Here is a 25,617-nt window from a genome sequence, read left to right as displayed (position 1 = left end):
GTATGCAGTTTCCGCCCGCCTTTAGCTATTTTTTTAGATGGTCTATGACTGACTGGATCGCATTCAGCGCATCCGGCGGAAGTGCATCCATTCCGCCCAGCTCGGTCTGTCTGGACTTTATGAACTGAAGCCTGTCGTTCATCCTGTTTATGAACTGCTGCTTGAAGGTCCAGTTCTTGAAGTCTACATCGAAACCGGGGATGTTGAGCACTTCGATCCCGGGGATCCCTCCGAAGGGTACGAATTTCGCCTTGCCCTCGACGATCTCCTCCAATATGCCGATGGTGGTGTTCTTTTCCACCTTCTTGTCCATGAAGGATCCTGTGTTCAGTATGTAGCAGTCGACTCCGTCCTCGAAGAGGGACCTGAACCTGATGTAGTCCATCGCGAGGGGATATGTTCTGAATGGGTTGGCGTAGCTCTCTATGACGAGCGCATCCGGGTCAACGCCCGGGGCGAGCCTCTCGGCAGAGGTCCTCTTGGTCGCAAGAGTAGCTCCCATCACAGAGGCGAGGGAGTGTCCTGTGATCTTCAGCACAGGCGGGATGGTGGGGTCCTTCATGAGCCAGAATATAGCGTTGAGCGGCTCGTCTATCCTGTCTATCCTGTTAGGCGACCAGAATCTCGATTTTACGGCGCGGCCGTTGCCGTTCCTGATATCCTCGCTCACCACGAAGAACTTGCCGTTGGCGTCTATGGCAGCCCCGCAGTTCTGGAGAGTCAGCAGGAACTTGTTGTCCTCGCAGCCCATCGGGTAGTCCTGCATCTTGTCGAAATATGCGGGTTCAAGGGCTATCGCGTACTTCTCCTTGACGTTGATGACTACGGCGTCGTCATGGAGTACCGTTACATCATACTTGCCCTTGTGCTTGGCGTGCGTAAGGGTGGATTTTCCTGAGCCGGAGAGGCCGAATACCGCCATTACGAACTTCCTGTCGCTGCCGTCCTTCAGCTTGTATCTCTTTACGCCGCCATGGCAGGATGCGTAGCCGTTCCTTGCCCCGACTCCCCATGCAAGTGTGAGGGTCCCCTTCTTGAACTCCCCGAAGTAACGCATTCCGAGTATCGCGGCACAGTTCTGCTCCGGCGAGAAGAAGGCCAGGCCAAGGGGATAGTCGGGGTGAGTCCAGTCAGGATCAATAAATACAAAGAGGTCCCCGTCCTTAGGAAGCGGCCTGGAATTGGCATAGCGTTCCCTATACTCGTCGTTCATATACTGGAAATTGCACATCCAATTGTATATGGAATTTTCAAAGCCTTTGGGGGCCATTACGTTTGCCTTGACCATGAAGTCCTCTTCAAGGCCTATGACTGCCTCTGCCGAGTAAAACTTTCTGAAGCGCGCGTGATAGATAGCTTCGCGGAGAATGGTCGCATACTCAGGGACCGATACGTTGGGGTAACCGACGATCCTTCTGGCTGCGGCACATCTGCCGTAAACGGCGCCGTCGTTGAAGAGCAGGACGTGGGCATCCTCAGGGAGGCCCAGTTCCGTCGGACGGTGTACGGGCATCCCGGTAAGCTCTATTGTTCCCGGACTGCTCTTCGCAAGTTCATAGGCATGGCTCAAATCCTTTATCCTGACCACGTTGTTCCCGTAAAAAGCTGTTTCGATCGTTGTCCTTATCGGAATGGCATTCAGTTTTTTGAAGCTTTCAAGATCCACGAAGTGTCCCTGTGTAGACATTGGAAATTTCCTCCCCGGGAAATGATGATATTTTTGCACAAAAAAACAACCGCTGCGTTTTTCTCGCTCTGCCTATAGCTTACAACAATTATTAAAATTAGCAAGAGTGGATGTACAAATCATACAATTTACATAAATATAAAAAACGGCCCCGCCTTTAAGGCGAAACCGTTCCTTGTTTTTAAAAATTAAACCCTTACTTTAAATGAACTGTATAACTCAAAGAGAGTATGTGGGCCGTGTTGTCGCGGACATCTGCATAGTCGGTCGGGACAGGGCTGTATTTTGCTCCCGGGACGACCCTATCATGGATCCACATGTAGCCCCAGGCGAAGGCAAGCTCGGAGTTCCCGCTGCGCCTCTTGAAGCCTATGCTAAGGGTTTGCCTGTCTCCCGTCGGGACCATGAAGTCCATCCTTTCGTCCGGCATCGGGCTGTTGTCGTATGCATAACCGCCCATGATGCTCCAGGTATCGTTGAGTTTGTGTTCGATACCAACCTGATAACGCCAGACGTCTCGCCAGTCCTTTATGTCTGTGCTTTTGGGAAGATTCTTGTCAAAAACCATCTCAAGCTTGTCATAGGTACTCCACTTTGTGTACGTGGCACCAATCTCAGCCCTTGTATTTTCATTGAATCTGTGCCCCAGTCCAAATGTAAAGCTGTCGGGAAGAGTAACTTCGCCATGCGCACCTGTGTTAAGTGCCTGGATTGATAAGTTTGCATCGGCATCCATTTTCTGCTTAATTTTAGATCTGTAAACTGCTGCAAAAGAGGTCGAGTCAGTGATATCGTAGTTCAAACCAAGGAGCCACCCCAATGCGATATTGTCGCCGGAAAGCTCAAAATCAACATCAGGTCCAGCAACACCTAAAAGTTTTTCCTGAGGTATCTTTTTCTTAAGGTCAAGCTTTATATAGTTAATATCAAGACCGGCGGCCAATGAAAGTTTATCGGTGACTTTGTAGGCTACAGTTGGCTGTACAGTAACACCTGTAATTTTTGCCAGATAACTGTTGTAACGTCCGGGCCATGTTGGTTCGTATTCGGTCGAGTTACCGAATCTGGACAGTACTCCTATTCCCCACCAGAGCTTATCATTTTGCTGCTTCACATAAAAAAGGTTGGGAACATATCCCGGCGCTTCAGTATTGCTCCATGTCTGCCCGCCGGCCATCGCTCCGTGGAAATCCACCCTGCCTCTTGGGTTGATGTAAGAAATCCCGCCGCTGAACCAGCTGCCCTGAAGTTTGGTGATGCCTGCAGGGTTGTATCCAAGCAGGGAAGGATCGTCTTCTGCGAACATATAGGCCTCTCCCATCGCCACTCCTCCCGCAGACCATTCATAGATAGCAAATCCATCGGCGAATGCTGCGTTGGGCACCAGGATCAGGGCGAAAAGCAGCAGACAAAAAAGACCTCTTAACTTCTTCAAATTGACTCAATCCTTCCTCGAATAAATTATTTTGTATGATTTGTTATTTGGTACTTACGTGGCTGAAATTCGGGTGTTTCTGGCCGAGGCTTGGCGTAATAACTGATATTTCAATTTCGACAGGAATGGAATGATCGTAGTATTTTGTAAAATCGGCCAGTGTCCTGGACTCAAGATATCTTAAAAAAGCCCTTGTCAGTTCGTTCATCATTGCGCCGATAAAGCAAACTTTGTTTTTGCAGCCGTCAAGTCCGCAGCCCTTAGAGTCAAAGGGGCCGCCAAGAAGCTCAAAGATGTTGCGAAGGGGAGTCTCATCCGGCACACAATTGAGTTTATAGCCGCCGCCGGGACCACGCACGGACTTGACCATTTCTCCCTTGTTAAGGCGCTGGAGGACTTTTGAAAGATGCGGCTCCGTTGAACCAATAGCTGCTGCTATCTGCTGTGTGGAAAGACATTTATCCGGGTTCTTCGCAAGCTCTCCAAGAGCATGCAGACCCAGGATAAGGGGATCCGGCAAGCTGACGATGGGATTCAGTTTGTTCTCCTCCTTGCAATAACGGAATACCGGATATTCTATTCCATTTTTAAATCGTGGTCAACATTTATATAGAAAAGTTATGGAATTGATCTTTTGCAAATATATCAGCCTTATATTGCACATGACAAAAATATGTCATAATTGAGTGGTTAAGGGTTATAATCAACACTTATCACATATAAAATGATGCTTTTTTCGGAGGCACTGCTTTGGACGGTAAATACAAAAATATCACATCAAACCCGGTATACTGGCTCGCAACGGCCGCACTGCTCTCTATGCTGACGCCAAACCCCGCATGGGGACTCCTGCTTGGCTCTGCCGCGGCTCTCTGGGCAGGGAACCCGGCAGCCGATAGGACAGGTAAAATTTCAAAGAAACTTCTTCAGGTCGCGGTGATACTTCTGGGCTTCGGGATGCATCTGGACGCGGTCATAAGGGTGGGCCTCACTTCTGTGTGGATCACTATGATATCGATATCATTGACCCTCATAATTGGAATGGCCCTTGGCAAGCTCTTTGGCGTAGAGAGGGACCTATCCATCCTTCTGAGCACCGGCACGGCTGTTTGCGGGGGAAGCGCCATCGCGGCAATGTCTCCATCCATAGGTGCGTCGCAGTCGGATACAGGAGTGGCCATGGCGGTAGTATTCCTGCTCAACGGAGCAGGCCTTCTGATCTTCCCTGCAGTGGGCCGTCTCTTTGAACTTTCACAGGAGCAATTCGGCTTCTGGGCCGCCCTTGCGATACATGACACGAGCAGCGTGGTAGGGGCTGCGGCGATATACGGGGCAGAGGCGCTGGCTATAGGAACGACCGTCAAACTGACGCGGGCTCTGTGGATACTGCCTCTTGCTTTTGGAGGGGCAAAGCTCAACAGGTCTGAGAGCAAGGCTCCGTTCCAGTGGTTTTTGATAGGATTTTTGGCTGCAGCTGCGGCAAGATCGCTTTTTCCCGCGCTTGAAGCCTTTTGGAGCTTTGGGGCTCTTGCCGGGAAGCACATTATGACAGGCACACTCTTCCTGATAGGAGCGGGCCTGAGCAGGGATAAATTAAAAAAGATCGGTTTGAAGCCTTTATTTATGGCTGTGACCCTTTGGCTGATAATATCTTTGCTCTCTCTTACAGCCGTAATAAAAGGGTTCATGCCGCACATCAATATTTAGGGGGAGATACTCATGTCAGAGATAATATTAACGATGTTTGACGAACAGAACCCTTGCTGGACAGCCGAACTGCTCGAACTTGCGGGAGAGGATGCCTCGGGGCTTGATGAGCTTGTCAGCTCAGGGTCACTGGAACTTTTCGACGGGATATACAGCCTGACAGAGAGAGGAAAGACCGATTTTGAAAGAGCAAGGGACGAACTTTTTCTGGAAGGCCTGCCCGGAGCAAAACCGACTGATCCCGCCAGAAGCGTGAAGAGGACAAAGCTCCGCCTGCTTCTGGACAACGCACACCTTCAGAGGTGGGGCATAAAAGTCTATCATGCCGGTCAGGACCTGGATTTCTATCCTGACCTAAAGGGAGAGGAGCTCTTTTCCTTCAGTAACGGGACACCGGAATGGAGCTATACAGATTCTCCTCTATACAAAAAGATAAATGAGGAGTTCAAGCCTGCCCTTATTGAGGGCAGAAGGACAGACCTCGTGACCCCGGAAAGGCTGAGTTCGTGGTGTGAAGAGAACTCAATGGAGCCCGGCAGGCTGAACATCGACCTGCTCTACCTCTGTCACTACGATTTCATGCAGTACAGGGATTTCGGAGGCCATCCAAACGACCGGATGAAAGTGATCAACACGGACAGGTTCCTCTTCGTCTTCCCTGAAGGGGAGATCGAAAAGGATCTTGCCTCTGTGGCAAAATTCCATCTCTGGCTAAACACACTGAGGCGGATGATGATCCCCGGCTACGTGGACAGGGATACACAGGAACAGGACAGCGTAAGCTGGCTTGTCTTCACAACAGAGAGGGAAGATGAAGCGGCGGAACTGGCCGAAGAACTTGGGAAATTCGGTGAAAAACTTGTTGAGAACGCAAACCCCTGTGAGATATGGACAGTTTCAATGGAAGCGCTTGAAAATGTAAAAGAGAAGAGGGAACTTATCTGGGAACTGCTTCCCGATATTGCTCACCCTGCTCAGAGAACCATAATATAGCAGACAGGGAGAGATCAGCATGTTCTGGGACAGTGCGCTTGAATCGATAATGCTGATCTGTTTTGCGGCAGCCTGGCCGGCTTCTATCCATAAATCATGGACCAGCAGGACGAGAAAGGGCAAGAGCCTTTTCTTTCTCGCGATAGTCTTTGTCGGATATGTCGCCGGGATAACCAGGGTGTTGCTGAGGAACGACGGAAGCTTCCTTATCTTCCCCTATACCTTCAACGCACTTCTTGTGAGCTGCGACCTTATGATCTATTACAGAAACTACAGGATAGACGAGGAAAAGCCACCGCTGGTCCCGCAGGGCACAAAAGATTTTGCTAAAGATTACTTCAGGAACCACCGATGGAGAAACAGGATGTAAAAAATTTACGGGGCTGCGTGAGAAATCACACAACCCCGTTTTTTAGTGCGCTTATCTCTTTCTTTGCATAGAAAGGGCGCTTGGCGTGACTGCCATGCCGCCCAGTGATGTGCAGCGGAGCTCCAGGGGGAGCATTTTTCCCGAAGAGTAAACTGCGTCCACTGTGTCATCGATATGTACGGCGTTGTAATATCCTCCGAGTATCATATCTGCGCAGATGAATGCCTGGGACGCGAAGGATCCGTTTCTCGTGTGGCAGGGGATCTCCACGATCGCCTGTACCAGATCGCACACAAGGCCCATAGCGTTCTGGAACATGATCGCCCCAGCATCCGCGGCATCACGGGGTGAACCCCCGACAGCCTCGACCACGGCACCTGCCCCCATCGCGCCGGCCGCGCCTATTTCGACCTGGCATCCGCAAACTTCGGCAGCGAAAGTGCCTCTCGTTGCAAGGACCCATCCTATTGCCCCGGCCGCCCACATTGAGCGGACGACATCTTTGCGCGGGATCTTCATGTCCTCAAGCATCGTTACCATGATCCCGGGGATGACACCTGCAGACCCGCCCGTCGGAGCCGCACATACTATTCCCTGTCCGCTGTTGACCTGCATTGCCGCCATTGCGCGCGCAGCCGCCCTGGTGTGGATCCCTCCGAGGGCAAGCCTCCCTTCCCTCTCCGCATCCATTATCTTCCTTGCAGAGGGATCCAGGAGAAACATCTGAGGGCTTTCGTCCGAAAGTCCGAGGACTACTGAATCTATCATTACCTGAAGACGCCTGTCCATCTCGGCATCAAGAGTCTCCGGGGGCATGCACAGAAGGGCCGATTCGAACTCAAGCGCGGCCTCTCCCAGCGTAAGCCCCTTCTCTTCGGCATATTTCACCATCTCTTCTCCCGAAGTGAATAGCCTCTCTCCCCTGACCGGGAAAAAGACGGGGATGGCGCAGAGACAGCTGAAAGGTTTCTCTTCAGAGCGGATCTTTTCGATGAGTCCGGGGTCCGCGGGAGCGGATGCCGAGAGAAGCAGCATCGCCCTTCCCTCTTTTTCGCCCACTTCAACACTGCCATACTTTTCAAGCATCGCTCTGACTGCTGCTGATCTCTCTGCGGGCACTTCGACAGAAACATAGTAGGCGTCTCCCGTCATTTCGACCTCCCATCCGTTCAGACGGCGGAAGAGTAGTGCACCGCCTCCGGTCGAGTCGGCAACGGCAGAAAATGACGATCCGTCCTTAAGCTTTGCTTCGACCTTTATGCTGTTCGGATGGCATGCCTCCGGAAAACTTTTTATGATGAACTTTATGTCCGCACCAAATGACGGGAATAGGCCGAACGCTTTCTTGAACCGCGGGTCGGTCAGAGGAAGGTCCAGGGTACCCATTATCAGGGCCAGGTCGCTCCCCTGCTCGTGATATACCTCCGCTATCGAAGATGCCGGTTCGAAGGTGAATGATATCTCCGACGGCAGCTCGCCCATCATGCTGCGGCACATCTTTGCGATGTGGTAGGGGCCCGCTGTGTGCGAACTTGAGCTTCCGGGCATTACCGGACCTATGACGTTGTTCAGAATGCTGGCTGTTGTCATCTTGCATTGCCTCCCCATATTTCTCTATTCTGTCGCTGGTTCCAGTAAAAATATCACATTCGCTCTCTGCTGTCATTAATTTTAAATAACGGGGTTGTTAATTCCGTTGAACTTCATTACAATGCTTCCCAATGGAGTTTTTCACAAACTAACCTGAAAAGAGGTCCTGTCTTTTGGGAAAGAGCAATAACAAAATCTCCGCATTTCTCGAACGCAAGGGAGTGGAGTTCTCCTTCAGACGCTACTTTGTTGACGCTCTCGGCGCAATGGGCGTCGGCCTGTTTTCATCACTGATCACCGGACTGATCCTAAAAACGATCGGAACTAAAGCGGGGATCCCGATCCTGGTGGAATTCGGAGGCCTTGCAAGCTCCATGACCGGAGCAGCCATCGCCGTAGCGATCGCACAGGCCCTCAAAGCACCTCCTATGGTCGTATTCTCCTGTGTCGCTGTAGGTTTCGCCGGCAACACGTGGGGAGGCCCCGTGGGCGCATTCCTGGGTGCAGTCGTGGCATCCGAGGTCGGAAAGATGATATCCAAGGAGACAAAAGTCGACATTATAGCGACCCCTTCCGGCACCATAATCGCAGGGATGGCGGTGGCAAAGCTCGCCGGGCCCACGGTCAGCGCAATGATGACCGGACTCGGGATCATCATCATGAACGCGACGGAGCTGCAGCCCGGGCCCATGGGAGCCATAGTCTCCGCATTGATGGGCATGATACTCACGCTTCCGATCTCGAGCGCGGCTATAGCGGTAGCTCTGAATCTTTCGGGCATCGCTGCAGGTGCCGCGACAGTCGGATGCTCCACTCAGATGATAGGGTTCGCGGTGATGAGTTTCAGGGAGAACGGACTGGCAGGACTTCTGTCGCAGGGGATCGGCACCTCCATGCTCCAGATGCCCAACATAGTGAGACACCCCCAGATATGGATCCCCCCGACGCTTGCCAGCGTCATACTCGGCCCCATATCTACCCTTGTCTTCAAAATGGAGAACATCCCCTCTGGCGCGGGAATGGGTACAAGCGGTTTTGTAGGCCAGTTCGGTGCCATAGACGCGATGGGAAGCAGCCCCGCAATACTTATGCAGATAGGGCTGATGCACTTCCTTCTGCCTGCGGTCACGACTCTTGCCATCGCCGAGATAATGAGGAAGATCGGTCTTATAAAACCGGGAGACATGAAGCTCGACCTGTGATCCCGGACTTTTGCACCGTTTTATGAGGCTAAAGTCGTTTAAAGCAGATCAAATTAAGCAGAAACAGGGGTATATGCCCCTGTTTCTGCTTTAAGAGGTATAATCAATACTGTACCGGAACGATAGACTTATCTTCAAGGCGCCGCGGAGGTATGAAAATGGCTCACAACCACACCCACGGATCTCCTTACTCAAGGCTCACAGAGAGGCTGAACAGGTTCCCCCAGGGTGCTCCGGCTTCAAAACTCCTTTTTGACATACTCAGGATCCTTATGACGGAAAAGGAGGCAGGCCTGATGGCCCAGCTTCCGATAAAACCGTTCAGGGCAAAACAGGCGGCCGATATTTGGAGGCTTTCTGAAACCGAGGCGCAAAAGGTCCTTGACGAACTCGCCGGGAGAGCCATACTTGTGGACATCGAACAGAACGGGGAGCAGATATACGCTGTCCCGCCCCCGATGGCTGGCTTCTTCGAGTTCTCACTTATGAGGGTCAGAGAGGACATCGACCAGAAGACCCTGAGTGAACTCTTCCACCAGTACATATCAGTGGAGGAAGACTTCATGAAAGACCTGGTCTGCAGCGGCGAGACACAGATGGGGAGGGTCTTCCCCCAGGAACCGCAGATACCCGACGAATACGCACTCCACGTACTTGACTACGAACGGGCGACAAACGTGATAGAGACAGCCTCGCACATCGGGATAAGCATGTGCTACTGCAGGCACAAGGCCTTGCACAACGGGACTGTCTGCGATGCCCCGATGGACATATGCATGACCTTCAACACAACGGCGGCCACTCTCATCAAACACGGACACGCAAGGCAGGTCGGCGCCCCGGAATGCAAAGACCTCCTGCAGCAGGCGTACGAACATGACCTGGTCCAGTTCGGCGAGAACGTACGCAGGAACGTCAATTTCATTTGCAACTGCTGTTCATGCTGCTGTGAGGCTCTTCTGGCGATAAGGCGCTTCGGGGTCGCCCAGACGATCTGCTCAAACTTCATCACAAAAGCAGATAAGGAAAAGTGCATAGGGTGCGGAAAGTGTGAAAAGATCTGCCCCGTCAACGCTATAGAGATGACGGGCGAAGGTCAGGAAAAAAAAGCCGTGATTGACGAAAAGAAATGCATCGGCTGCGGAGTCTGCCTCAGACACTGCCCGTCGGGGGCCCTGATCTTCGAACCGCGCCCGAACAGGCTGATCACGCCGCTGGACACCGCCCACAGGGTGGTCGTGATGGCGACCGAGAGAGGCCTCCTGCAGGAACTCATCTTCGACAACAAGGTCCTCTTCAGCCACAGGCTCCTTGCCGGCATACTCGGAAGCATACTCAGGATGCCCGGGCTTAAGAGAAGCCTGGCGCAGGCCCAGCTGAAGTCACGCTATATTGAGGCTCTCATCACAAAACACGGACAAAACAGGACCTGAGATAAAGGATGATCAAGCATCAAACTCATTAAAGGGGTAAAATAGTATCTGCCCCATTAATTTTCATCGGTTCAACTTCCCCACCGTCTTTCCCGAATGCCCTTCTCGGGAATCCTGTGACTTCAATATTTTAGAACCATTGGCTCTTTGTTGATAAACATGTACAAAAGTCATCATAAAAATCTCTCCGGGAGTGTGAGGTCATGACAAAAAAGATGATTGCTCTGGTAAAGGAAAGGCCGGAACCGGGACTGTGGATGCGCGAAGTTGATATGCCCGAAGTAGGACCCGATGACGTTCTTATCAAGATCAAGAAGACTTCCATCTGCGGCACTGATCTCCACATCTACAACTGGAACGAATGGTCAAAAAAGACCATAAAGACCCCAATGACCATCGGCCACGAGTTCGTAGGGGAGATAGTACAGACTGGCAGCCATGTCCGGGGCTGGGAGATCGGCGAGAGGGTCTCCGGAGAGGGACACATCGTATGCGGCACCTGCAGGAACTGCCTGGCTGGAAGGAGGCACAACTGTCCCAACACGGTCGGTGTAGGGGTCAACAGGGACGGTGCTTTCGCACAGTACCTTTCGATACCTAAGACCAACGTCTGGAGGTGCGCACCCGAAATACCCGACGACATAGTATCCTGCTTCGACCCGCTCGGAAACGCGACCCATACAGCCCTTCAGTTCGACCTTATCGGGGAGGACGTCCTCATCACGGGCGCCGGCCCGATAGGCATGATGGCAGCCGCGATATGCAGGCATGTCGGTGCCAGGAACGTAGTCGTGACCGACCTTAACGACTACAGGCTCTCTCTTGCCAAAGAGATGGGCGCGACCCGTACCGTCAACGTAAAGAGGGAGAAGCTGAGGGATATCTTCGCGGAGCTGAAGATCCGCGAGGGCTTCGACGTGGGGCTTGAGATGTCGGGAAGCCCGAAAGCCTTCTCGGACATGGTCGACCACATGTTCAACGGCGGAAGGATAGCTCTTCTCGGCCTGCTTGAACCTGGTACGGTCATCGACTGGGACAAGGTCATCTTTCACGGACTGACGCTCAAGGGCATATACGGACGCCAGATGTATGAGACATGGTACAAGATGACCACCATGCTCCAGAGCGGCCTTGACATCAGCAAAGTAATAACTCACAGGTTCGATGTCAGGGATTTCGAAGAGGGCTTCAGGGCGATGAACAGCGGCGGATCGGGCAAAGTAGTTCTCGACTGGCAAAACGTTTGAAGACCGGGGGGATGAAATAAATGAAGAGCGCCATTAGGTCCATAATCAAAACGATAGAAGAGATAAAAGAGCAGGGACTCTACAAATCAGAGAGGGTTATCACAACTCCTCAGAGAGACATCATAGATACAACAACAAATTTCGGTGTCATAAACATGTGCGCAAACAACTATCTCGGCCTTGCAGACTCCCCCAGAGTCATCAGGGCAGCAAAAGAGGCATACGACAGATGGGGTTACGGACTCGCCTCGGTACGATTCATCTGCGGCACACAGCAGATACACAAGGATCTCGAAGCAGCTATAAGCGACTTCCTTGGCATGGAGGATACTATCCTCTATTCATCATGCTACGACGCCAACGGAGGTGTATTTGAACCCATACTGGGCGAAGGCGACGCCGTCATAAGCGATGAACTGAACCACGCTAGCATCATCGACGGGATCCGTCTCTGCAAGGCAGCAAAATTCAGATATAAAAACAACGATATGGAAGACCTGAGGACACAGCTTGAAGCGGCAAAGGGCTCCCGAATTAAGATGATAGTCACAGACGGAGTCTTTTCAATGGACGGATACATCGCAAACCTTAAGTCCATCTGCGATCTTGCGGACGAGTTCGATGCCCTCGTACTGGTCGATGACAGCCATGCGGTAGGATTCATGGGAAAGACCGGGCGCGGTACCCACGAATACTGCGGGGTAATGGGCAGGGTGGACATTCTGACCGGCACTCTCGGAAAGGCTCTCGGCGGTGCGTCCGGAGGCTACGTCAGCGCAAAGAAGGAGGTCGTTGAACTCCTTAGGCAGCGCAGCAGACCCTATCTTTTCTCAAACACCCTTGCCCCGGCAATAGCAGGGGCCTCTCTTGAGGTCATCAAAATGCTCGGGGACACAACCGAATACAGGGACAGGGTACATGAAAACACCTCATACTTCAGGGAGAAGATGGAAGCCCTTGGTTTCGACCTGCTGCCTGGAACACATCCCATTGTCCCCATCATGCTCTATGATGCAAGGATAGCCACTGAATTCTCGGCCAGGCTCCTTGAAAAAGGAGTCTACGTTACCGGCTTTTCTTTCCCTGTCGTGCCAAGGGGCAAAGCCCGCATCAGGACCCAGGTCTCGGCAAGGCATACGAAAGAGGACCTTGACGCGGCAATAGACGCTTTCAGCGAAGTCAAGATCGAGATGGCCATATGACCCAGATCTTAAAATTCCGGCACTTTATTGCTGCACATTATGCTGAAGAGATACTATAATAGAGTGATCATATTCGGCAGGGGGAACAGCATGAGAAAAATAGACAAAGGATTTTCATTGGTCGAGCTGCTGATCGTAGTCATAATAATAGGGATCCTGGCGGGAATTTTATATCTGGTTGTCGGCCCCTCTGACGATATGGTCAGAGAAAAGGCATGCAGCGGCAACAGGGCTACTGTCTTGTTGGCGCTTGACTCATACAGGTTTTCAAGCGGCGTCAGCAAGGAAACTTACACCCTTCAAAACTTCATAGACGATGATTATAAAGACACGATAAGCAACAAAGAGGTCAAGTGTCCGTCAGGCGGCATCTACTCTGCAGGAACATCCAACGGCAGGGAGGCCGTCGTATGTTCGATCCACGGCGGAGACAGTCCCGGAGGCGGAGACGGACCCGGAGGCGGCGGACCGGGTCACGCAGGGACCATAATTCCCGGCACTGACTTATTTGGCGGAGACGGGATCGAGGCGCCCACTAACTGGGTGGACCCGGCAAACTATCATACAGATGGGACAAATAACTACATAAGCGTTGAAAAGGGCGAGAGGCTTTACTTTGATACCCCTGACGGCGAGAGGGAATATTATATCTCCTTGGTGGATGACGAAGATATTATGTTTAACGGGAGCAACCGGGATGCTGACGGAAATATAATCACTGCTCCGGACAACCTGCCCGGTTGGGTATCCGAATTTGGGACAGGTTTGGTGCGTTTCACTGGAGTATCGGTAAACTGGGATGATGTGCCTGTGGGATATCAGTTCTTCAGGGGCGATATAGTATATTACAATGGCGCTTACTACGTTTGCATAGTCCGAGCTCTGCTCCCAGGTCAAACTCCCCGGAGTTGGGATACGATGTACGTAAAAGCGCCCTTAAATTGGAATGAGACGCCTGAGACAACCGGCAAAAATGCCTGGTATAAGCTGAGCAGCAACTGATTTTCTCATAAGTCGATTATAAAAAGAAGGCTTCCGTTCAATGCGGAAGCCTTCTTTGGTTCAGACAGGAAACCTGTGTGTCCGGATCAAGGGCTTCAGCAGAGGATGGCTATGAACTGGGATGCCAGGACTACGAGTATCAGCGCAACCGGGTATGTGGCGGCGTAGGGCAGGGAGACATAGTCGGTGCGGGTCTCTGAGATGAGCACGCCGAGCGCCGGGGTACTCGTCATCCCTCCGCATATCGACCCCAGCGTATTGTATATGTCAAGGCTGAACATCCTGGCTGCAATAAAATACCCCACTGTCATAGGCAGAAGGGTCATTCCGACACCGGCAAAGAAGAGGACAGGGCCATGTTCGATAAGAGTTGCGACAAAGCCTTTGCCAGCAGCTGTCCCCGCTCCAGCAAGGAACAGCGCGAGCCCGAATTCCCTCATCGTCTCAAGGGTCGATTTCTTTATCTCAAGTGATATCGGGCCTATGTGACCGAAATATCCTATGATAAGTCCCGTAAGGAGCGGTCCGCCGGATGCTCCCAGGCTGAACCTGGCTCCTCCGGGAAGAGGTATAACTATCTTTGCAGCGATCAGTCCTGCCGCTATTGTCAGTACAAGAGGAAAAAACCCGAAGGGGTCAATTTTCATAGATCCTTTTCCTGCAGTACCCTCCGGCTGCAGGTCCTGCCCACAGTCCATCACAGGCTTGGTCTGGCTAAAATCTATTCTGAGTATCCTGGGCACTATCTGTACAAAGAGGACAACACCCAGGACACCAAAAGGATAAGCAATACCATATCCTATGGAGGCGCTCGGATCACCTGTCGCTTCGATAGCGGCAGCGAGCCCCGGGGTGCTTGTCAGTGCGCCGTTCATTATTCCTACAGCAAGAGGAACTGGAATCCCCAATATCTTTATTGAAGCCACGCATAAAGCTGCGCCGGAAATGATCGTCACGAATCCTATTACCATGTAGGCAACGGCTCTGCTTTTGAAATTGCAGAAAAATACTGGACCTGCTATCAATCCCACAGACGCAACAAAACATACCAGGCCGATGTCACGGACAGCGCCGGATATCTCCTGTCCAAAATGCCCGAAGATCAGAGCAACAAGGAGAACTCCGGATGTGCCCAGCCTGATGTTGAAGAATTTTATGCTCCCCAGGATATACCCCAGAGTAAGGATAAAAAACAAAATTTTTACAGAACTCAAAAAAAAGCGACCCCTTGGTAAAAATAAGATTTTACGGCGATTTTTCAGGCACCACTGTAGTATTTTATATCAAAAATGATCTTCCTGCGACGGAGCCTCCAGGAAATATATCTGGCGCTTGTGTTTGGGTATTTTTAGACATGATCATTTAGTGGGATTGCAATTTATTGATTAGAGTGGTACTATTTCGCGCAATATATCGGAATTTCGGGGGAAGCTGCATGAGATCATTTACCAACCTCACGAATAAGAATTTCAACAGCTGGTGGTGCGTCTAGCGTCCGCCCGTATCTTGCTGTGTCGATACAGGGGGACTGAAAGGGAAATTTTCTTTCAGTCCCCCTTTTTTTATAAATGCACCACGGCAGCACGCGCTGAAAAGATGAGAACAGACCAGAGAGTTTACAAGAGCTAAGAGGAGGATAATATCATGACAGAGAGATTACAAAATCAGGCAGGTTTCCCCGTGAAAGGCATGTTCGGTGATTTCGGGGGCAGCTACGTTCCCGAAAACCTCACCCCAGTGCTCGAAGAGATAGCGGCCGAGTATGAGAAGTGCCGCTGCAGCACCGTTTTCAGGGAAGAATACCTGACCCTGCTGAAGGATTATGTCGGCCGGCCCTCCGCACTCACCGAGTGCAAAAACCTCACCGCGAAAAACGGGGGAGCAAGGATATTCCTCAAGAGGGAAGACCTGAACCATACCGGAGCCCACAAGATAAACAACTGCATCGGACAGGCCCTGCTCGCGAAAAGGATGGGCAAAAAGAAGATCATCGCGGAGACGGGAGCGGGAATGCACGGAGTCGCCAGCGCCACCGTAGCCGCGCTGATGGGCATGGAGTGCGACATATACATGGGAGTTGTAGACATCGGACGCCAGGCACCGAACGTCCTCAGGATGAAGGCACTGGGTGCGAGAGTGGTCCCGGTATCGGAGGGACAGGGAACCCTCAAGGAGGCCGTTGACGCGGCTCTTGAAGTGTTCTGCAAAGACCTCTCGGTCTTTTACCTCCTCGGCTCAGCCGTAGGCCCCCACCCCTACCCGACCATAGTCCAGGATTTTCAAAAGATAATAGGCGAAGAGGCCAGGGTCCAGATGATCGAGCGGACCGGCTCCCTTCCCGACGCGGTCGTCGCATGTGTCGGCGGCGGGAGCAACGCCATCGGCGCCTTCACAGCCTTCATAGAAGACCCGGAAGTTCGGCTTATCGGGGTCGAACCCTCCGGAAGAGGTCTGACCTACGGAGATCACGCAGCCAGTCTGACAAAGGGTGCCCCGGGAGTCATGCACGGCTTTAAAAGCTACGTTCTCACAGATGAAAAGGGTGAACCCGCGCAAGTATATTCCATTGCCGCCGGACTCGACTACCCTTCGGTAGGCCCGGCCCACGCCGCGCTGAAGGAGAGCGGCAGGGGCGAGTACATCTGCGCAAGCGACAAAGAGGCCCTTAATGCCTTTAAGCTTCTCTGCCGCACCGAGGGCATAATCCCCGCCCTCGAAAGCTCCCACGCCCTCGCCGGAGCACTAAGGATCGCCGCCGAAATGGAAAAAGACAAAAAGGTCCTCGTCAACCTGTCCGGCAGGGGGGATAAGGATATGGAGACTATTGCGGCTCTGGGGGTAATTGAGGTTTAGAGCGGCGCTGACTTAGCAAGGCTTGTGGAGCCTCACTTCGACGTATTGATATACGCCTTCGTGAGACTCCACTGCACATTGCGTCGTCATCACTCGCTCTAAACCTCAATTACGATATTGATGACTATCGTTAAAACCTTAAAAGCACGGCGCTGACTTAGCAAGGCTTGTGGAGCCTCACTTCGACGTATTGATATACGCCTTCGTGAGGCTCCACTGCACATTGCGTCGTCATCACTCGCTCTAAACCTCAATTACGATATTGATGACTATCGTTAAAACCTTAAAAGCACGGCGCTGACTTAGCAAGGCTTGCGGAGCCTCACTTCGACGTATTCATATACGCCTTCGTGAGGCTCCACTGCGCATTGCGTCATCATCATCCGCGATCTGCCCCACTTGCGGTTTTAGAGGGGCTATCGTTAAACCGGGAAAAACAGAAGCGGGGAATTTGCAACGCTTTGCGATGCTCGCGTTGCGGGGAATTTGCCGGAAGACCCATTCGGCAGTGAATGAGGGTCTTTTATATCGTCTTCCCCGAGTGCCCGTATCGGGGATCCAGCGTCTCTAGATTCTTGCTATGACTGAATTTAAACCTTTTAACCCCAAGCCGCTGGAATTTCCGTCAAGTAGCATCCGGGAACGACGGAGATTATGAACCTCCGCGGCCTTTGGCCGCAATTTGCCGCGATGCGAAGCGGGCAAATTCTCCAGCGACGGGTAAAGTTGCGAATTCTCCGTTGCGGGGAATAAAAAATGCGGAGAGCCTGACGGGCTCTCCGCATTTTTTATTTAATGTACAGCCGGTCTCCGGCTTACTCCTGCATCGCTGCCGCACGGTGCTGCTTCAGTGCCTTCCAGACGTAGAGGCCAAGTGCGAGGCCTATTACCCCGTAGACCATGAAAGTCCTGAAGTACTCGCCCAGCAGTGCCTGTCCGAAGAGAGACTGGCCGATCTCGGGGGACATTATGAACATTGAGTTGAAGAGGATCGTTCCGAAGATCGCGTTTTTGATGTTCGCCTTCGAGGTGGAAGCCCCGCCGACGAGCAGTGATGCGACTGAGAACATCCCGATCTGCGTATGGGCATTGTAGGTGTTGAGCGTGCCCATGTTCTGGAGGTAGATTATCTGCCCCCAGGCCGCGAGAACGGTAGATATCATCGTCGCGATGATCCTTGTCTGGTCCACGTTGATGCCCGAGATCTGAGAGACGTGCTGGCTGAAGCCGGCGGAGCGGAAGTCCTGTCCGAGCTTTGTTTTGGTGATGAGGACGGTGAAAATGCAGAGCGCCACGATCAGAAGCCCCGTCACCACCGGTACGCGGCGGACCATCGTCATCGGCGTCTCGGCGGCTATCGCGTGGATCGAAACAGCCGCGAGTACGATTCCGAGCACCATATTGCTTATGGCGCTTCCTCTGTCATTTTTGTAGCTCTCTTTCCTCCTGTTGTTGAGCCACCAGCGCGCGACGGTGAAGATGATTATGCCGGCGGCCACTATCAGAAGCGCGTGAACGAAAGGTATCGTACATATGTCGTCGAGGGCGTACTTAAGGCCGCCGCTCTGAGCCGGCACGAGGTCGACCGTCATGCGTATCCCTATCCCGTCCGGCTTGATCATCGGGTGCGTCGCAGGGACTGCTATGATAACACCGACTACAAAGAGGAAGAGGAACTGGTAGACGCCGTTGGCGAAGTAGCCGACGATGAGGCTGGCTATCATCTCCTGCCCTCTGGTCTTGTTGTAGAGCAGACCCGTAAGGTAGCCGCAGAGCGCGGCCACGAAGAAGGCGATCACGAATGCGTAGAGCAGACCTGAGACTCCTCCTAGCTCAAAGTACCTCACAAGCGAAATGGCGATCTGTCCCGACATCGCTCCGATAACGATCCCGAAGTTCAGTCCAAGCCCGGCAAGCACCGGGATGACAAGCGAAAGGACAAGAAAGGTGTTGCGGAATATGCGGCTTGAGAGTTCCGAAAGGAAGTAAGGGAGCGAGACATTTTCCGAGACGAAGAATCCGAAAAGCGTGAAGCCGACGAATATCAGAGTAACGATGTTGTCCAGCAGCCACTGTCCGATGTTCCTGCCTTCAGTCCCGGTTTTAAGCATTTCTCCCATTATCTCGCACCTCCCTTCACCTGCGTCAGTGCGTAGAGGATGATGCCATTCTGAATGATCATCCTCATTATCTCTGAAAGGTCTGTCCCCGCGAATATCTCATTCGCGACCGGGAGCGCCGTTGTCAGCAGTCCCTGGAAGAGGAATACGCCGATTATTGCGTGGGAGACTTTCGCGCGCGAGGCGGTGGCTCCGCCGATCAGCACCGCTGCGACGGCCGGAAAGGCCATCATGAGCGGAGCCGTGTAGAGCTGGGCATAACCAAAGCTCTGGGAGTAAACGATGATCCCGAGCCCTCCCAGGACTGTGGACAGCACGTTGGCATATATCCTGTTCTTATCGATATTCAGCCCCGTAGCCTGCGCAAACATCGGGTTTATCCCGCCGGCAGAGATGGCGATCCCCATCTTCGAGCGGAAAAAGAGCCAGATAAGTACACAAAAGAGGGCAAAGAAGAGGAGCAGTCCCGTCGGGATGATGATCCCGCCTACCTCAAAGGCCAGGATATTGTTGAGTATCTGTGCCGCTCCAACCGCGTCCAGCTGTATCGTCTCACGAAGCCCTTTACCTATGAACCATCCCATCTTTGGGTTCTTGAAGGGGATCATAAGCCATGCGAGGCACATAAGTGCGACGACAGAGAAGCCTGTGTAGGTCGCGATCGTCATCTCGGAACCTTTGACTGCGTTCATCAGCTTTCCGTAACCGTACCCGACGACTGCCGCAAGGGGCACAGTCAAGGCAAACGAGAGCAGGAACCAGGCATACCCGGATACGCCCGCTTCGATCGAGCATACCATCGCGAAGAGCCCGCAGACTATGCCGATGGGGAGGGCAAAGTTCGGTCCGGTCCCGGACTGTATGGCGGGGACCATCGCGAGCACCAGTATCCCGTTCATGCCTGCGCGCTTGATCGTGTCGGAAAGAAGCGCCGACATGGAGATGCCCACGATATATCCGCCCACGAGGGTCAAGACCCAGAAGGCGGCGATGATCAATGTCGGCATCCCGATGGTGCTGACGACGTCCTTAACTTTGTACATCAGTCCGACTGTATTCGTCTCAGGCATTTTCAGGACTCCTTTCAGCAGTATTTATCTTGCTGCCGGACATAAGAAGTCCAAATTCCGCATCAGTTGCGTCAGGCGGCAGCACCCCGACGACCCTTCCCTCGCATACGATGACTATCCTGTCGCAGATGCTGCGAAGCTCCGCCAACTCGGAGGAGGTCATAACGATCGTCATTCCGAGCTGCTCGTTGAGCTTGAGCAGCAGATCGAGAATGAGCTTCTTCGCACCGATGTCGATGCCGCGCGTAGGCTCTGAAACGAAGAGGAATGTCGGTTCCTGGGTCAGTGCGCGCGCTACGCACACCTTCTGCTGATTGCCTCCGCTGAGGCTGCCGGTTTGCTGCAGAGGCGACTCGCAGCGGATGTCAAGGTCTTCGATCATCTTCAGTGCATGCTTCCGCATTTCTCGGTCATTCTGGAACGCCATACAGGCTGCTTTGATCATGAATCGGTCATTTGTCTGCATTGCGGTGAAGGCTATGTTGAGTTCTACCGATTCGTTGAGCAGGAGGCCTACGCCTTTCCGGTCCTCGCTTACGAATGCGATGCCCGATTTTATTACGCTGTGAGGGTCGTTAAGCGTCAGTTCGTTTCCCCTGAAGATCACCTTGCCTCTGGCAGGGTAAGTGCCCATTATGCCGTTGGCGATCCCCAGCTTGCCCTGCCCGGCCAGACCGCCGATGCCTACGATCTCTCCCTTTCTGATATCAAGGCTGATCCCGCGGACGCTCTCTCCGGGCATGGCTACATGCAGATCCTCGATCCGCAGTTCGACCTCGTCGGAGAGTTCTCTGCACTCGGAGCAGTCGCGCGCGATCGAGACCTTTCTGCCTATCATCAGCGACGCTATCTCAGCCGCGTTTGTATCCCCAATATCTTTAGTTGCGACATGCTCGCCGTCCCGCAGTATGGTCACACGGTCGGCGACGCTGACTATCTCGTCCAGCCTGTGGCTGATGAACATGATACCTATCCCCATGCCGGCAAGCCTCTTGATCGCCGCAAGCAGATTCTGCGCCTCAGACTCTGTGAGGACTGCGGTAGGTTCGTCAAATACGAGGATCTTGATGCCCGTTTTGTCGATCTCTCTCGCGATCTCTATAAATTGCATGTGACCGACAGGCAGTCCAGCGATCATGGTATAGGCCTCGATGTTCATGTCGAGTGTATCAAGAGCCTTGCGCGCGTGTTCGTTCATCTTTGCCATATCTATGGTTTCCAGTCTTTTGCCAAGGACCCTCGAGACTGCGTTCGGCGTAGTAATTTCCCTGTTCAGTTTGATGTTCTCGGCTATCGTGTACTGGGGGATAAGCATAAATTCCTGATGCACCATGCCGATACCAGCCTGCATCGCCTCATAGGGCGAGCGGATGTCGGTCTTTTGCCCGTCGATGAGGATCTCGCCCTCGTATCCCCCTGTAGTGTGGATGACGGGCATTCCGAAGAGGATGTTCATCAGGGTGGATTTCCCCGCTCCGTTCTCTCCTATAAGAGCGTGTATCTCACCCTTTTTGACTTCGATGTTTATGTTTGACAGGACAGTGTTCCCATAATAGCTTTTTGATACGTTACGGAAACTAAGAAGGTTTTCGCTCAACAGCATTGCCCCCTCTTTCAATTTTTCCCCGTGTCTCTGTTGCTGTCAGGGTATAAAATTTTCCGCTGCGCTGACAGCTTTTTTGAATGACAAAAAGAATCCGCAGGAATCAGATCCTGCGAATTCTTTTTGTGGATCAGATCAGAATTAAATCTGGAGTTCTGCTGCTCCCGGCTGACACTGTACTAGTATGTGAGGAAGTCCATCAGCACGAAGAGGAAGGTCGGATATTTCTTGCCCGCTTCGTCTACGTAGGGAGTGGTCGAGACCTTGACCTTCGCGTAGTTGGCCATGTCCTTCTCAAGCACGGGAACGTTCAGCTTGTCAAACGGGACTTGTCCGTCGATGACCTTCATCGCGTATTCCGTGCTGGCAACGGTCGCCATCATCGCGACGGGAACGGGCCAGGTCGAGAGTCTGCCGGAGCAGCCCTTTTCCTTCAGTATCCTCTTCGTCTCGGCTATGACGTACTCCAGGTTGCCCTGCTTCTCGGTGTTTGACTTGATCCCGAGAGCTGTCGGGAATCCATGGTAGGGCGACGGGCAGCAAGGCTGAGGATAGATCGCCTTTGCGTCGACTACTGCCTTGATGAGCGGGATCTGCATTGCGCAGTTCGTGGAGAAGAATGCTGTGTCCTTGCCGTACTTCGCTACCATCTTGGGAACGTCCTCAAGGATGAACTGCTGAGCGCCGGGAAGTCCGGAGTCTCCTGTTGGGTCGGGAGCGGTCGCGTCAACAAACTTGATCCCAAGTTCGGCGCACTTCTTCTTCATCAGCTCACGGCGCGAGGAGAGGAGCACCTGCGACATGTGCCTCGGGAAGGAATAGTGCACGAAGGTCTTGGCTCCAAGCTTCTTTGCCTGAAGGGGGATGGCGTCTCCCATCCTGAGTTCGTCAGGCTGGATGATGAGCTGGGCGCGGGCTGCGACATCCGGGGGGTTCTCCTGCGGCGTTGAATATACGATAAAAACGTCTTTTCTTGTCTCAAGGAGTTTGTCCACCGCGGCATTGGTTCCCGGTACCGCCTGGTTGATGATGAGCGCTTTGATCTGAGGATCGTAGGCAAGCTTCGCTACGATGCTTACCATCTGCTCCTGCTCGGCCATGAAGTTGTCCGGCCACGTAACGTGTACGATGCGGTCGCCGTACTTTTTGACCATTTCCTGCGCAGAACGGTATTCCTCTTCGTTCTGAGAAACAGTGTTCGTTACGATCGCCACCTTGCCCTTTTTCGCCGCTGCTTCAGCTGCGGGAGCAAACGATGCGAGGGTAAAGAATCCGACCGCGAGAACAACTGCCGTGGTAATGATAAAACGATTCTTCACTGTTTTAGCCTCCTTTGAGATTGAATAAGCAAAAATACTGAACTAATCTTAGGGCATTCGTATTTGGGTGTCAATTAATGTTTTGCGTCATTGCCTTATAGATACGGAATTATCAAAAGAATTATTGCCATTATTGATAAATTTGCCAATAGAACTATTATAATAGAGTGGTTTATTCAGGTTTCATTTTTAAAACGACTATTAAAATTCCGGAGGAGGAAAAAGTCATGATCAGGACCGAGCGGGCAGCAAAACTTGCGGAAGAACTTAAAAAGAGAGGCCTCGACGCACTCTACATAGGGCCATCCACGGACCTCGAATACATCGGCGAGCTCGACACCCATCCCGATGAACGCGTGCGCGGACTGGCGGTCGACAAAAATGGAAAGTGCTTCGCGATGACGCCGCTGCTTTACAAGGAAGAGATCGTCAGGGCCTTCGGTGACGTGCCTTTCTACGCTGAATGGAACGACCACGAGGGCTTCACTGGCGCATTTAAGCGCGGCTGCGAACACCTCGGCATCCTCGGCGGAAAGATCGCCTTCAACGACGGCGTCCGTGCTGTAGACATGCTCGCGATACGAGACACTATGGACATCCGGATGGTCAACGGCCAGGACATACTCGCCCCGCTGCGTTCCCAAAAGGACGACGAGGAGCTTGACCGTCTCCGCGAAGCGGCCCGCATGATCGATTTCACGGTCGAAAAACTTTTCACCTTCATAAAGCCCGGAATGAAAGAGCGCGACATTATAAAGAAGATCCCCGACTTCCTCGAAGAGGCCGGCTGCACGGAGATGTCCTTCTCCCCCATCGTGGCAAGCGGACCCAACGCCTCCATGCCCCACTACGGCGGGGACCAGCGCGTGATACAGGAGCAGGACGTCATCATCCTCGACCTTGGCTGCCGCTATAAATCATACTGTTCCGACACCTCGCGCACCTTCTTCGTCGGCGAACCCACAGACGAACAGCGCAAGATCTACGAAATAGTCCGCCTGGCGCAAGCTGCCGGAGAAGCCGCTGTAAAGCCGGGAGCGACCGGCCAGGATGTCGACCGTGCCGCGCGCCGGATCATCGAAGAGGCGGGCTACGGGAAGTACTTCTTCAACCGCGTCGGCCACGGCGTAGGCATAGCAGTTCACGAAAACCCGTACATCATCGAAGGCAACGACAAACCACTTAAGCCGGGCAACGTCTTCAGCATCGAACCCGGCATATACATTGCAGGCAAATTCGGCATGCGCGTAGAGAACCTGGTAACCGTCAAGCCGGATGGGACCGCCGAAGCACTGAACAAGACGACCAGGGAGATGAGGATCATCAGGTAGGGCGGGGGCCGGGTGGGGTTTCCGGCCCGACAAGCAATTGGCAAGCAATAGTTTTCAGGACATGGCTAAGCAGTAGCTGAGCAGTGGCTAAGCAGTCGCAAGGGCAGGCGGGAACTGAATCCGCCGGGGAATTTGCAGCCTCTGGGCTGCGGAGAATTTGCCTGACCCCGTCAGGCGGGAACTGATTCCTGTAGACTTACGGGCCAATTCACCGCCTGATGGGTCTTCCGGCAGATTCTCCGCGAGTGAATCCCTCGCAAATCCGCCAGGGACCGAATTTTAATAGACTTCAAATTTTGAAGCATATCAGGATGAGGGGCATCTATGGATAAAAGGATCAGCCGCGACATAGAGAGGTCATACATAGAACCTATCAAATGGTGCCGATACATAGTAAATACCGGCTATGTCACTGCTGCTATCATAATCCTGGCGCATGTGATATGGTATTTGGCAGCCCGGAGTGTCCTTACAAGTCCGCCTGATGCCTATCTGCGGAATTATATTGTACTGCCCGCCATAGGCCTCTTTGCTTTTACCATTTTTGCAGACCTTTTTATCCGTTCAACCCGTTTTCCCCTTGTTTCGAAGGAATACATGTCCCTTGCGCTCTTTATCATATTTTCCTTCTATCTTTCCCTTACGCATAATATAGCCGACGTATTGCTAGCTTCTTTCATTCTGCCTATTTTCGTCTCCACCGTCTTTTCAAATGTCAAAATTACCCATTGGGTCTTTTGGATAAGCAGCCTTGCGGTGTTGCTGGTGGGTGTCAAAATATATTTTTTAGGAAAATTGGACAGTAATATGCTTATGCAGATATTTGTCGCCTGCTTCATGTTCCTTTGTTCCTACCTGCTGGCAAAGGTCCTGATACTATATGGGCACGATAATCTTGCAACCATGATGAAATTCGATGACAGACAGCAAAACATGGAGGAACAGCTGAAGCTGGATCCATTCACTGGGCTGAACAACAGAAAAACCTTCGATGACCATCTGCCGAAGCTTATGGAAGAATGCCGGAAAGCCCAAAATTTCATTGCGCTGGCGGCGATCGATGTCGATAATTTTAAAGTCGTGAACGATTTATGCGGACATCCGGCGGGCGATAGGGTACTGCTTTATTTATCGGATACACTGAAAAAGATCCAGACTGAAAATATCCGTGCTTACAGGATCGGCGGAGATGAGTTTTCTCTGTTGTTAGAAGGCTGCAACGCTGAAGAAACCTACAGGCTCTGCGAATATCTCCGGACTCAAATGGAATCATGCCCGCTTCGTACTGCAGACGAAAACATTGTTACTCTCAGCTGCGGGGCAGTCTGCGAAACACGGCGAGATAGAGCCACCAGCGCAGAGGTTTAGAGCCAGTCGCGCGCTCTAATAGAGCCAACCTGCGCGCTGCATAGAGCCACCTTCCTAAAACTCCTGTAAGATGAAAATACTGCTG

The 25,617-nt window shown here is 52.5% G+C and carries 20 protein-coding genes; 11 read left to right on the top strand and 9 right to left on the bottom strand.

The annotated features are described in order from the left end of the window. Nucleotides 1-25 precede the first annotated feature (25 nt). The 3 genes from OLM33_03510 to OLM33_03500 all read right to left on the bottom strand — a co-directional run bounded on the left by OLM33_03510 (nt 26) and on the right by OLM33_03500 (nt 3,642). Complete coding sequence (locus OLM33_03510) at nt 26-1,687, bottom strand: phosphoenolpyruvate carboxykinase (ATP) (GenBank protein ID MCW1712739.1); 1,662 nt, start codon at nt 1,685-1,687, stop codon at nt 26-28. Nucleotides 1,688-1,883: 196 nt separating this feature from the next. After that, on the bottom strand, nt 1,884-3,122 hold the full coding sequence (locus tag OLM33_03505; GenBank protein MCW1712738.1) for an OmpP1/FadL family transporter: 1,239 nt from the start codon (nt 3,120-3,122) through the stop codon (nt 1,884-1,886). Nucleotides 3,123-3,165: 43 nt separating this feature from the next. Continuing rightward, the gene (locus OLM33_03500) at nt 3,166-3,642 is read right to left on the bottom strand and encodes an Rrf2 family transcriptional regulator (protein ID MCW1712737.1); all 477 of its coding nucleotides are present in this window, start codon (nt 3,640-3,642) and stop codon (nt 3,166-3,168) included. Between the two features lie 230 nt (nt 3,643-3,872). Between OLM33_03500 and OLM33_03495 the strand changes: the two genes are divergently transcribed. The 3 genes from OLM33_03495 to OLM33_03485 are packed head-to-tail and all read left to right on the top strand — an operon-like array spanning nt 3,873 to nt 6,192. Then, on the top strand, nt 3,873-4,829 hold the full coding sequence (locus OLM33_03495; GenBank protein ID MCW1712736.1) for a putative sulfate exporter family transporter: 957 nt from the start codon (nt 3,873-3,875) through the stop codon (nt 4,827-4,829). Nucleotides 4,830-4,841: 12 nt separating this feature from the next. Beyond that, a complete protein-coding gene (locus OLM33_03490) occupies nt 4,842-5,822 on the top strand; it encodes a hypothetical protein (GenBank protein MCW1712735.1) in 981 nt (326 codons plus the stop codon). A gap of 19 nt (nt 5,823-5,841) precedes the next feature. Further along, complete coding sequence (locus OLM33_03485; protein MCW1712734.1) at nt 5,842-6,192, top strand: hypothetical protein; 351 nt, start codon at nt 5,842-5,844, stop codon at nt 6,190-6,192. Nucleotides 6,193-6,243: 51 nt separating this feature from the next. Here OLM33_03485 and OLM33_03480 read toward each other — a convergent pair whose 3' ends face one another. Continuing rightward, on the bottom strand, nt 6,244-7,782 hold the full coding sequence (locus OLM33_03480; GenBank protein MCW1712733.1) for an L-serine ammonia-lyase, iron-sulfur-dependent, subunit alpha: 1,539 nt from the start codon (nt 7,780-7,782) through the stop codon (nt 6,244-6,246). A 173-nt stretch (nt 7,783-7,955) separates the two neighbouring features. Between OLM33_03480 and OLM33_03475 the strand changes: the two genes are divergently transcribed. The 5 genes from OLM33_03475 (at nt 7,956) to OLM33_03455 (ending at nt 13,868) form a co-directional block, all read left to right on the top strand. After that, nucleotides 7,956-8,984 (top strand): PTS sugar transporter subunit IIC, encoded by a 1,029-nt coding sequence (locus OLM33_03475; GenBank protein MCW1712732.1) that lies wholly within the window; start codon nt 7,956-7,958, stop codon nt 8,982-8,984. A 158-nt stretch (nt 8,985-9,142) separates the two neighbouring features. Continuing rightward, nucleotides 9,143-10,417, top strand: coding sequence for a 4Fe-4S binding protein (locus tag OLM33_03470; protein MCW1712731.1), 1,275 nt, complete (start codon nt 9,143-9,145; stop codon nt 10,415-10,417). A gap of 203 nt (nt 10,418-10,620) precedes the next feature. Further along, nucleotides 10,621-11,664: an L-threonine 3-dehydrogenase gene (tdh, locus tag OLM33_03465; protein MCW1712730.1), complete on the top strand. Its 1,044-nt coding sequence runs from the start codon at nt 10,621-10,623 to the stop codon at nt 11,662-11,664. Between the two features lie 20 nt (nt 11,665-11,684). Further along, nucleotides 11,685-12,866: a glycine C-acetyltransferase gene (locus tag OLM33_03460; GenBank protein MCW1712729.1), complete on the top strand. Its 1,182-nt coding sequence runs from the start codon at nt 11,685-11,687 to the stop codon at nt 12,864-12,866. A gap of 90 nt (nt 12,867-12,956) precedes the next feature. Beyond that, nucleotides 12,957-13,868, top strand: coding sequence for a prepilin-type N-terminal cleavage/methylation domain-containing protein (locus OLM33_03455; GenBank protein MCW1712728.1), 912 nt, complete (start codon nt 12,957-12,959; stop codon nt 13,866-13,868). A gap of 95 nt (nt 13,869-13,963) precedes the next feature. Here the strand turns inward: OLM33_03455 and OLM33_03450 are convergent, their stop codons facing one another. Further along, nucleotides 13,964-15,082: a permease gene (locus OLM33_03450; GenBank protein ID MCW1712727.1), complete on the bottom strand. Its 1,119-nt coding sequence runs from the start codon at nt 15,080-15,082 to the stop codon at nt 13,964-13,966. A 430-nt stretch (nt 15,083-15,512) separates the two neighbouring features. Between OLM33_03450 and trpB the strand changes: the two genes are divergently transcribed. Then, the gene (trpB, locus tag OLM33_03445; GenBank protein ID MCW1712726.1) at nt 15,513-16,721 is read left to right on the top strand and encodes a tryptophan synthase subunit beta; all 1,209 of its coding nucleotides are present in this window, start codon (nt 15,513-15,515) and stop codon (nt 16,719-16,721) included. 815 nt (nt 16,722-17,536) lie between these two features. Here the strand turns inward: trpB and OLM33_03440 are convergent. From OLM33_03440 to OLM33_03425, 4 genes are all read right to left on the bottom strand, one after another. Beyond that, entirely contained in the window at nt 17,537-18,841 is a 1,305-nt protein-coding gene (locus OLM33_03440; GenBank protein MCW1712725.1) for a hypothetical protein, read from the bottom strand. Beyond that, on the bottom strand, nt 18,841-19,911 hold the full coding sequence (locus tag OLM33_03435; GenBank protein ID MCW1712724.1) for an ABC transporter permease: 1,071 nt from the start codon (nt 19,909-19,911) through the stop codon (nt 18,841-18,843). The genes OLM33_03440 and OLM33_03435 overlap by 1 nt, the downstream gene beginning before the upstream one ends. Beyond that, nucleotides 19,904-21,514 (bottom strand): sugar ABC transporter ATP-binding protein, encoded by a 1,611-nt coding sequence (locus OLM33_03430; GenBank protein ID MCW1712723.1) that lies wholly within the window; start codon nt 21,512-21,514, stop codon nt 19,904-19,906. The genes OLM33_03435 and OLM33_03430 overlap by 8 nt, the downstream gene beginning before the upstream one ends. A gap of 179 nt (nt 21,515-21,693) precedes the next feature. After that, the gene (locus OLM33_03425; protein ID MCW1712722.1) at nt 21,694-22,833 is read right to left on the bottom strand and encodes a DUF3798 domain-containing protein; all 1,140 of its coding nucleotides are present in this window, start codon (nt 22,831-22,833) and stop codon (nt 21,694-21,696) included. A 167-nt stretch (nt 22,834-23,000) separates the two neighbouring features. Between OLM33_03425 and OLM33_03420 the strand changes: the two genes are divergently transcribed. Both OLM33_03420 and OLM33_03415 read left to right on the top strand, forming a co-directional pair. Beyond that, a complete protein-coding gene (locus OLM33_03420; GenBank protein ID MCW1712721.1) occupies nt 23,001-24,164 on the top strand; it encodes an aminopeptidase P family protein in 1,164 nt (387 codons plus the stop codon). A gap of 324 nt (nt 24,165-24,488) precedes the next feature. Beyond that, a complete protein-coding gene (locus tag OLM33_03415) occupies nt 24,489-25,532 on the top strand; it encodes a diguanylate cyclase (protein ID MCW1712720.1) in 1,044 nt (347 codons plus the stop codon). The last annotated feature ends 85 nt before the right edge of the window (nt 25,533-25,617 follow it).

It is taken from the genome of Synergistaceae bacterium DZ-S4, from assembly GCA_025943965.1.
GTDB lineage: Bacteria > Synergistota > Synergistia > Synergistales > Synergistaceae > Caenicola > Caenicola nitritireducens.
The sequence above is the reverse complement of the archived record's forward strand: the minus strand, read 5'-3'. Positions and strand labels throughout refer to the sequence as shown.

What these genes read in the sequence shown, in the direction of transcription:
- OLM33_03485 (MCW1712734.1), top strand. Translation starts at nt 5,842, where the DNA reads ATGTTCTGGGACAGTGCGCTTGAATCGATAATGCTGATCTGTTTTGCG.
- OLM33_03430 (MCW1712723.1), bottom strand. Translation starts at nt 21,514, where the DNA reads ATGCTGTTGAGCGAAAACCTTCTTAGTTTCCGTAACGTATCAAAAAGC.
- OLM33_03455 (MCW1712728.1), top strand. Translation starts at nt 12,957, where the DNA reads ATGAGAAAAATAGACAAAGGATTTTCATTGGTCGAGCTGCTGATCGTA.
- OLM33_03490 (MCW1712735.1), top strand. Translation starts at nt 4,842, where the DNA reads ATGTCAGAGATAATATTAACGATGTTTGACGAACAGAACCCTTGCTGG.
- OLM33_03470 (MCW1712731.1), top strand. Translation starts at nt 9,143, where the DNA reads ATGGCTCACAACCACACCCACGGATCTCCTTACTCAAGGCTCACAGAG.
- tdh (MCW1712730.1), top strand. Translation starts at nt 10,621, where the DNA reads ATGACAAAAAAGATGATTGCTCTGGTAAAGGAAAGGCCGGAACCGGGA.
- OLM33_03480 (MCW1712733.1), bottom strand. Translation starts at nt 7,782, where the DNA reads ATGACAACAGCCAGCATTCTGAACAACGTCATAGGTCCGGTAATGCCC.
- OLM33_03510 (MCW1712739.1), bottom strand. Translation starts at nt 1,687, where the DNA reads ATGTCTACACAGGGACACTTCGTGGATCTTGAAAGCTTCAAAAAACTG.
- trpB (MCW1712726.1), top strand. Translation starts at nt 15,513, where the DNA reads ATGACAGAGAGATTACAAAATCAGGCAGGTTTCCCCGTGAAAGGCATG.
- OLM33_03460 (MCW1712729.1), top strand. Translation starts at nt 11,685, where the DNA reads ATGAAGAGCGCCATTAGGTCCATAATCAAAACGATAGAAGAGATAAAA.
- OLM33_03415 (MCW1712720.1), top strand. Translation starts at nt 24,489, where the DNA reads ATGGATAAAAGGATCAGCCGCGACATAGAGAGGTCATACATAGAACCT.
- OLM33_03440 (MCW1712725.1), bottom strand. Translation starts at nt 18,841, where the DNA reads ATGGGAGAAATGCTTAAAACCGGGACTGAAGGCAGGAACATCGGACAG.
- OLM33_03435 (MCW1712724.1), bottom strand. Translation starts at nt 19,911, where the DNA reads ATGCCTGAGACGAATACAGTCGGACTGATGTACAAAGTTAAGGACGTC.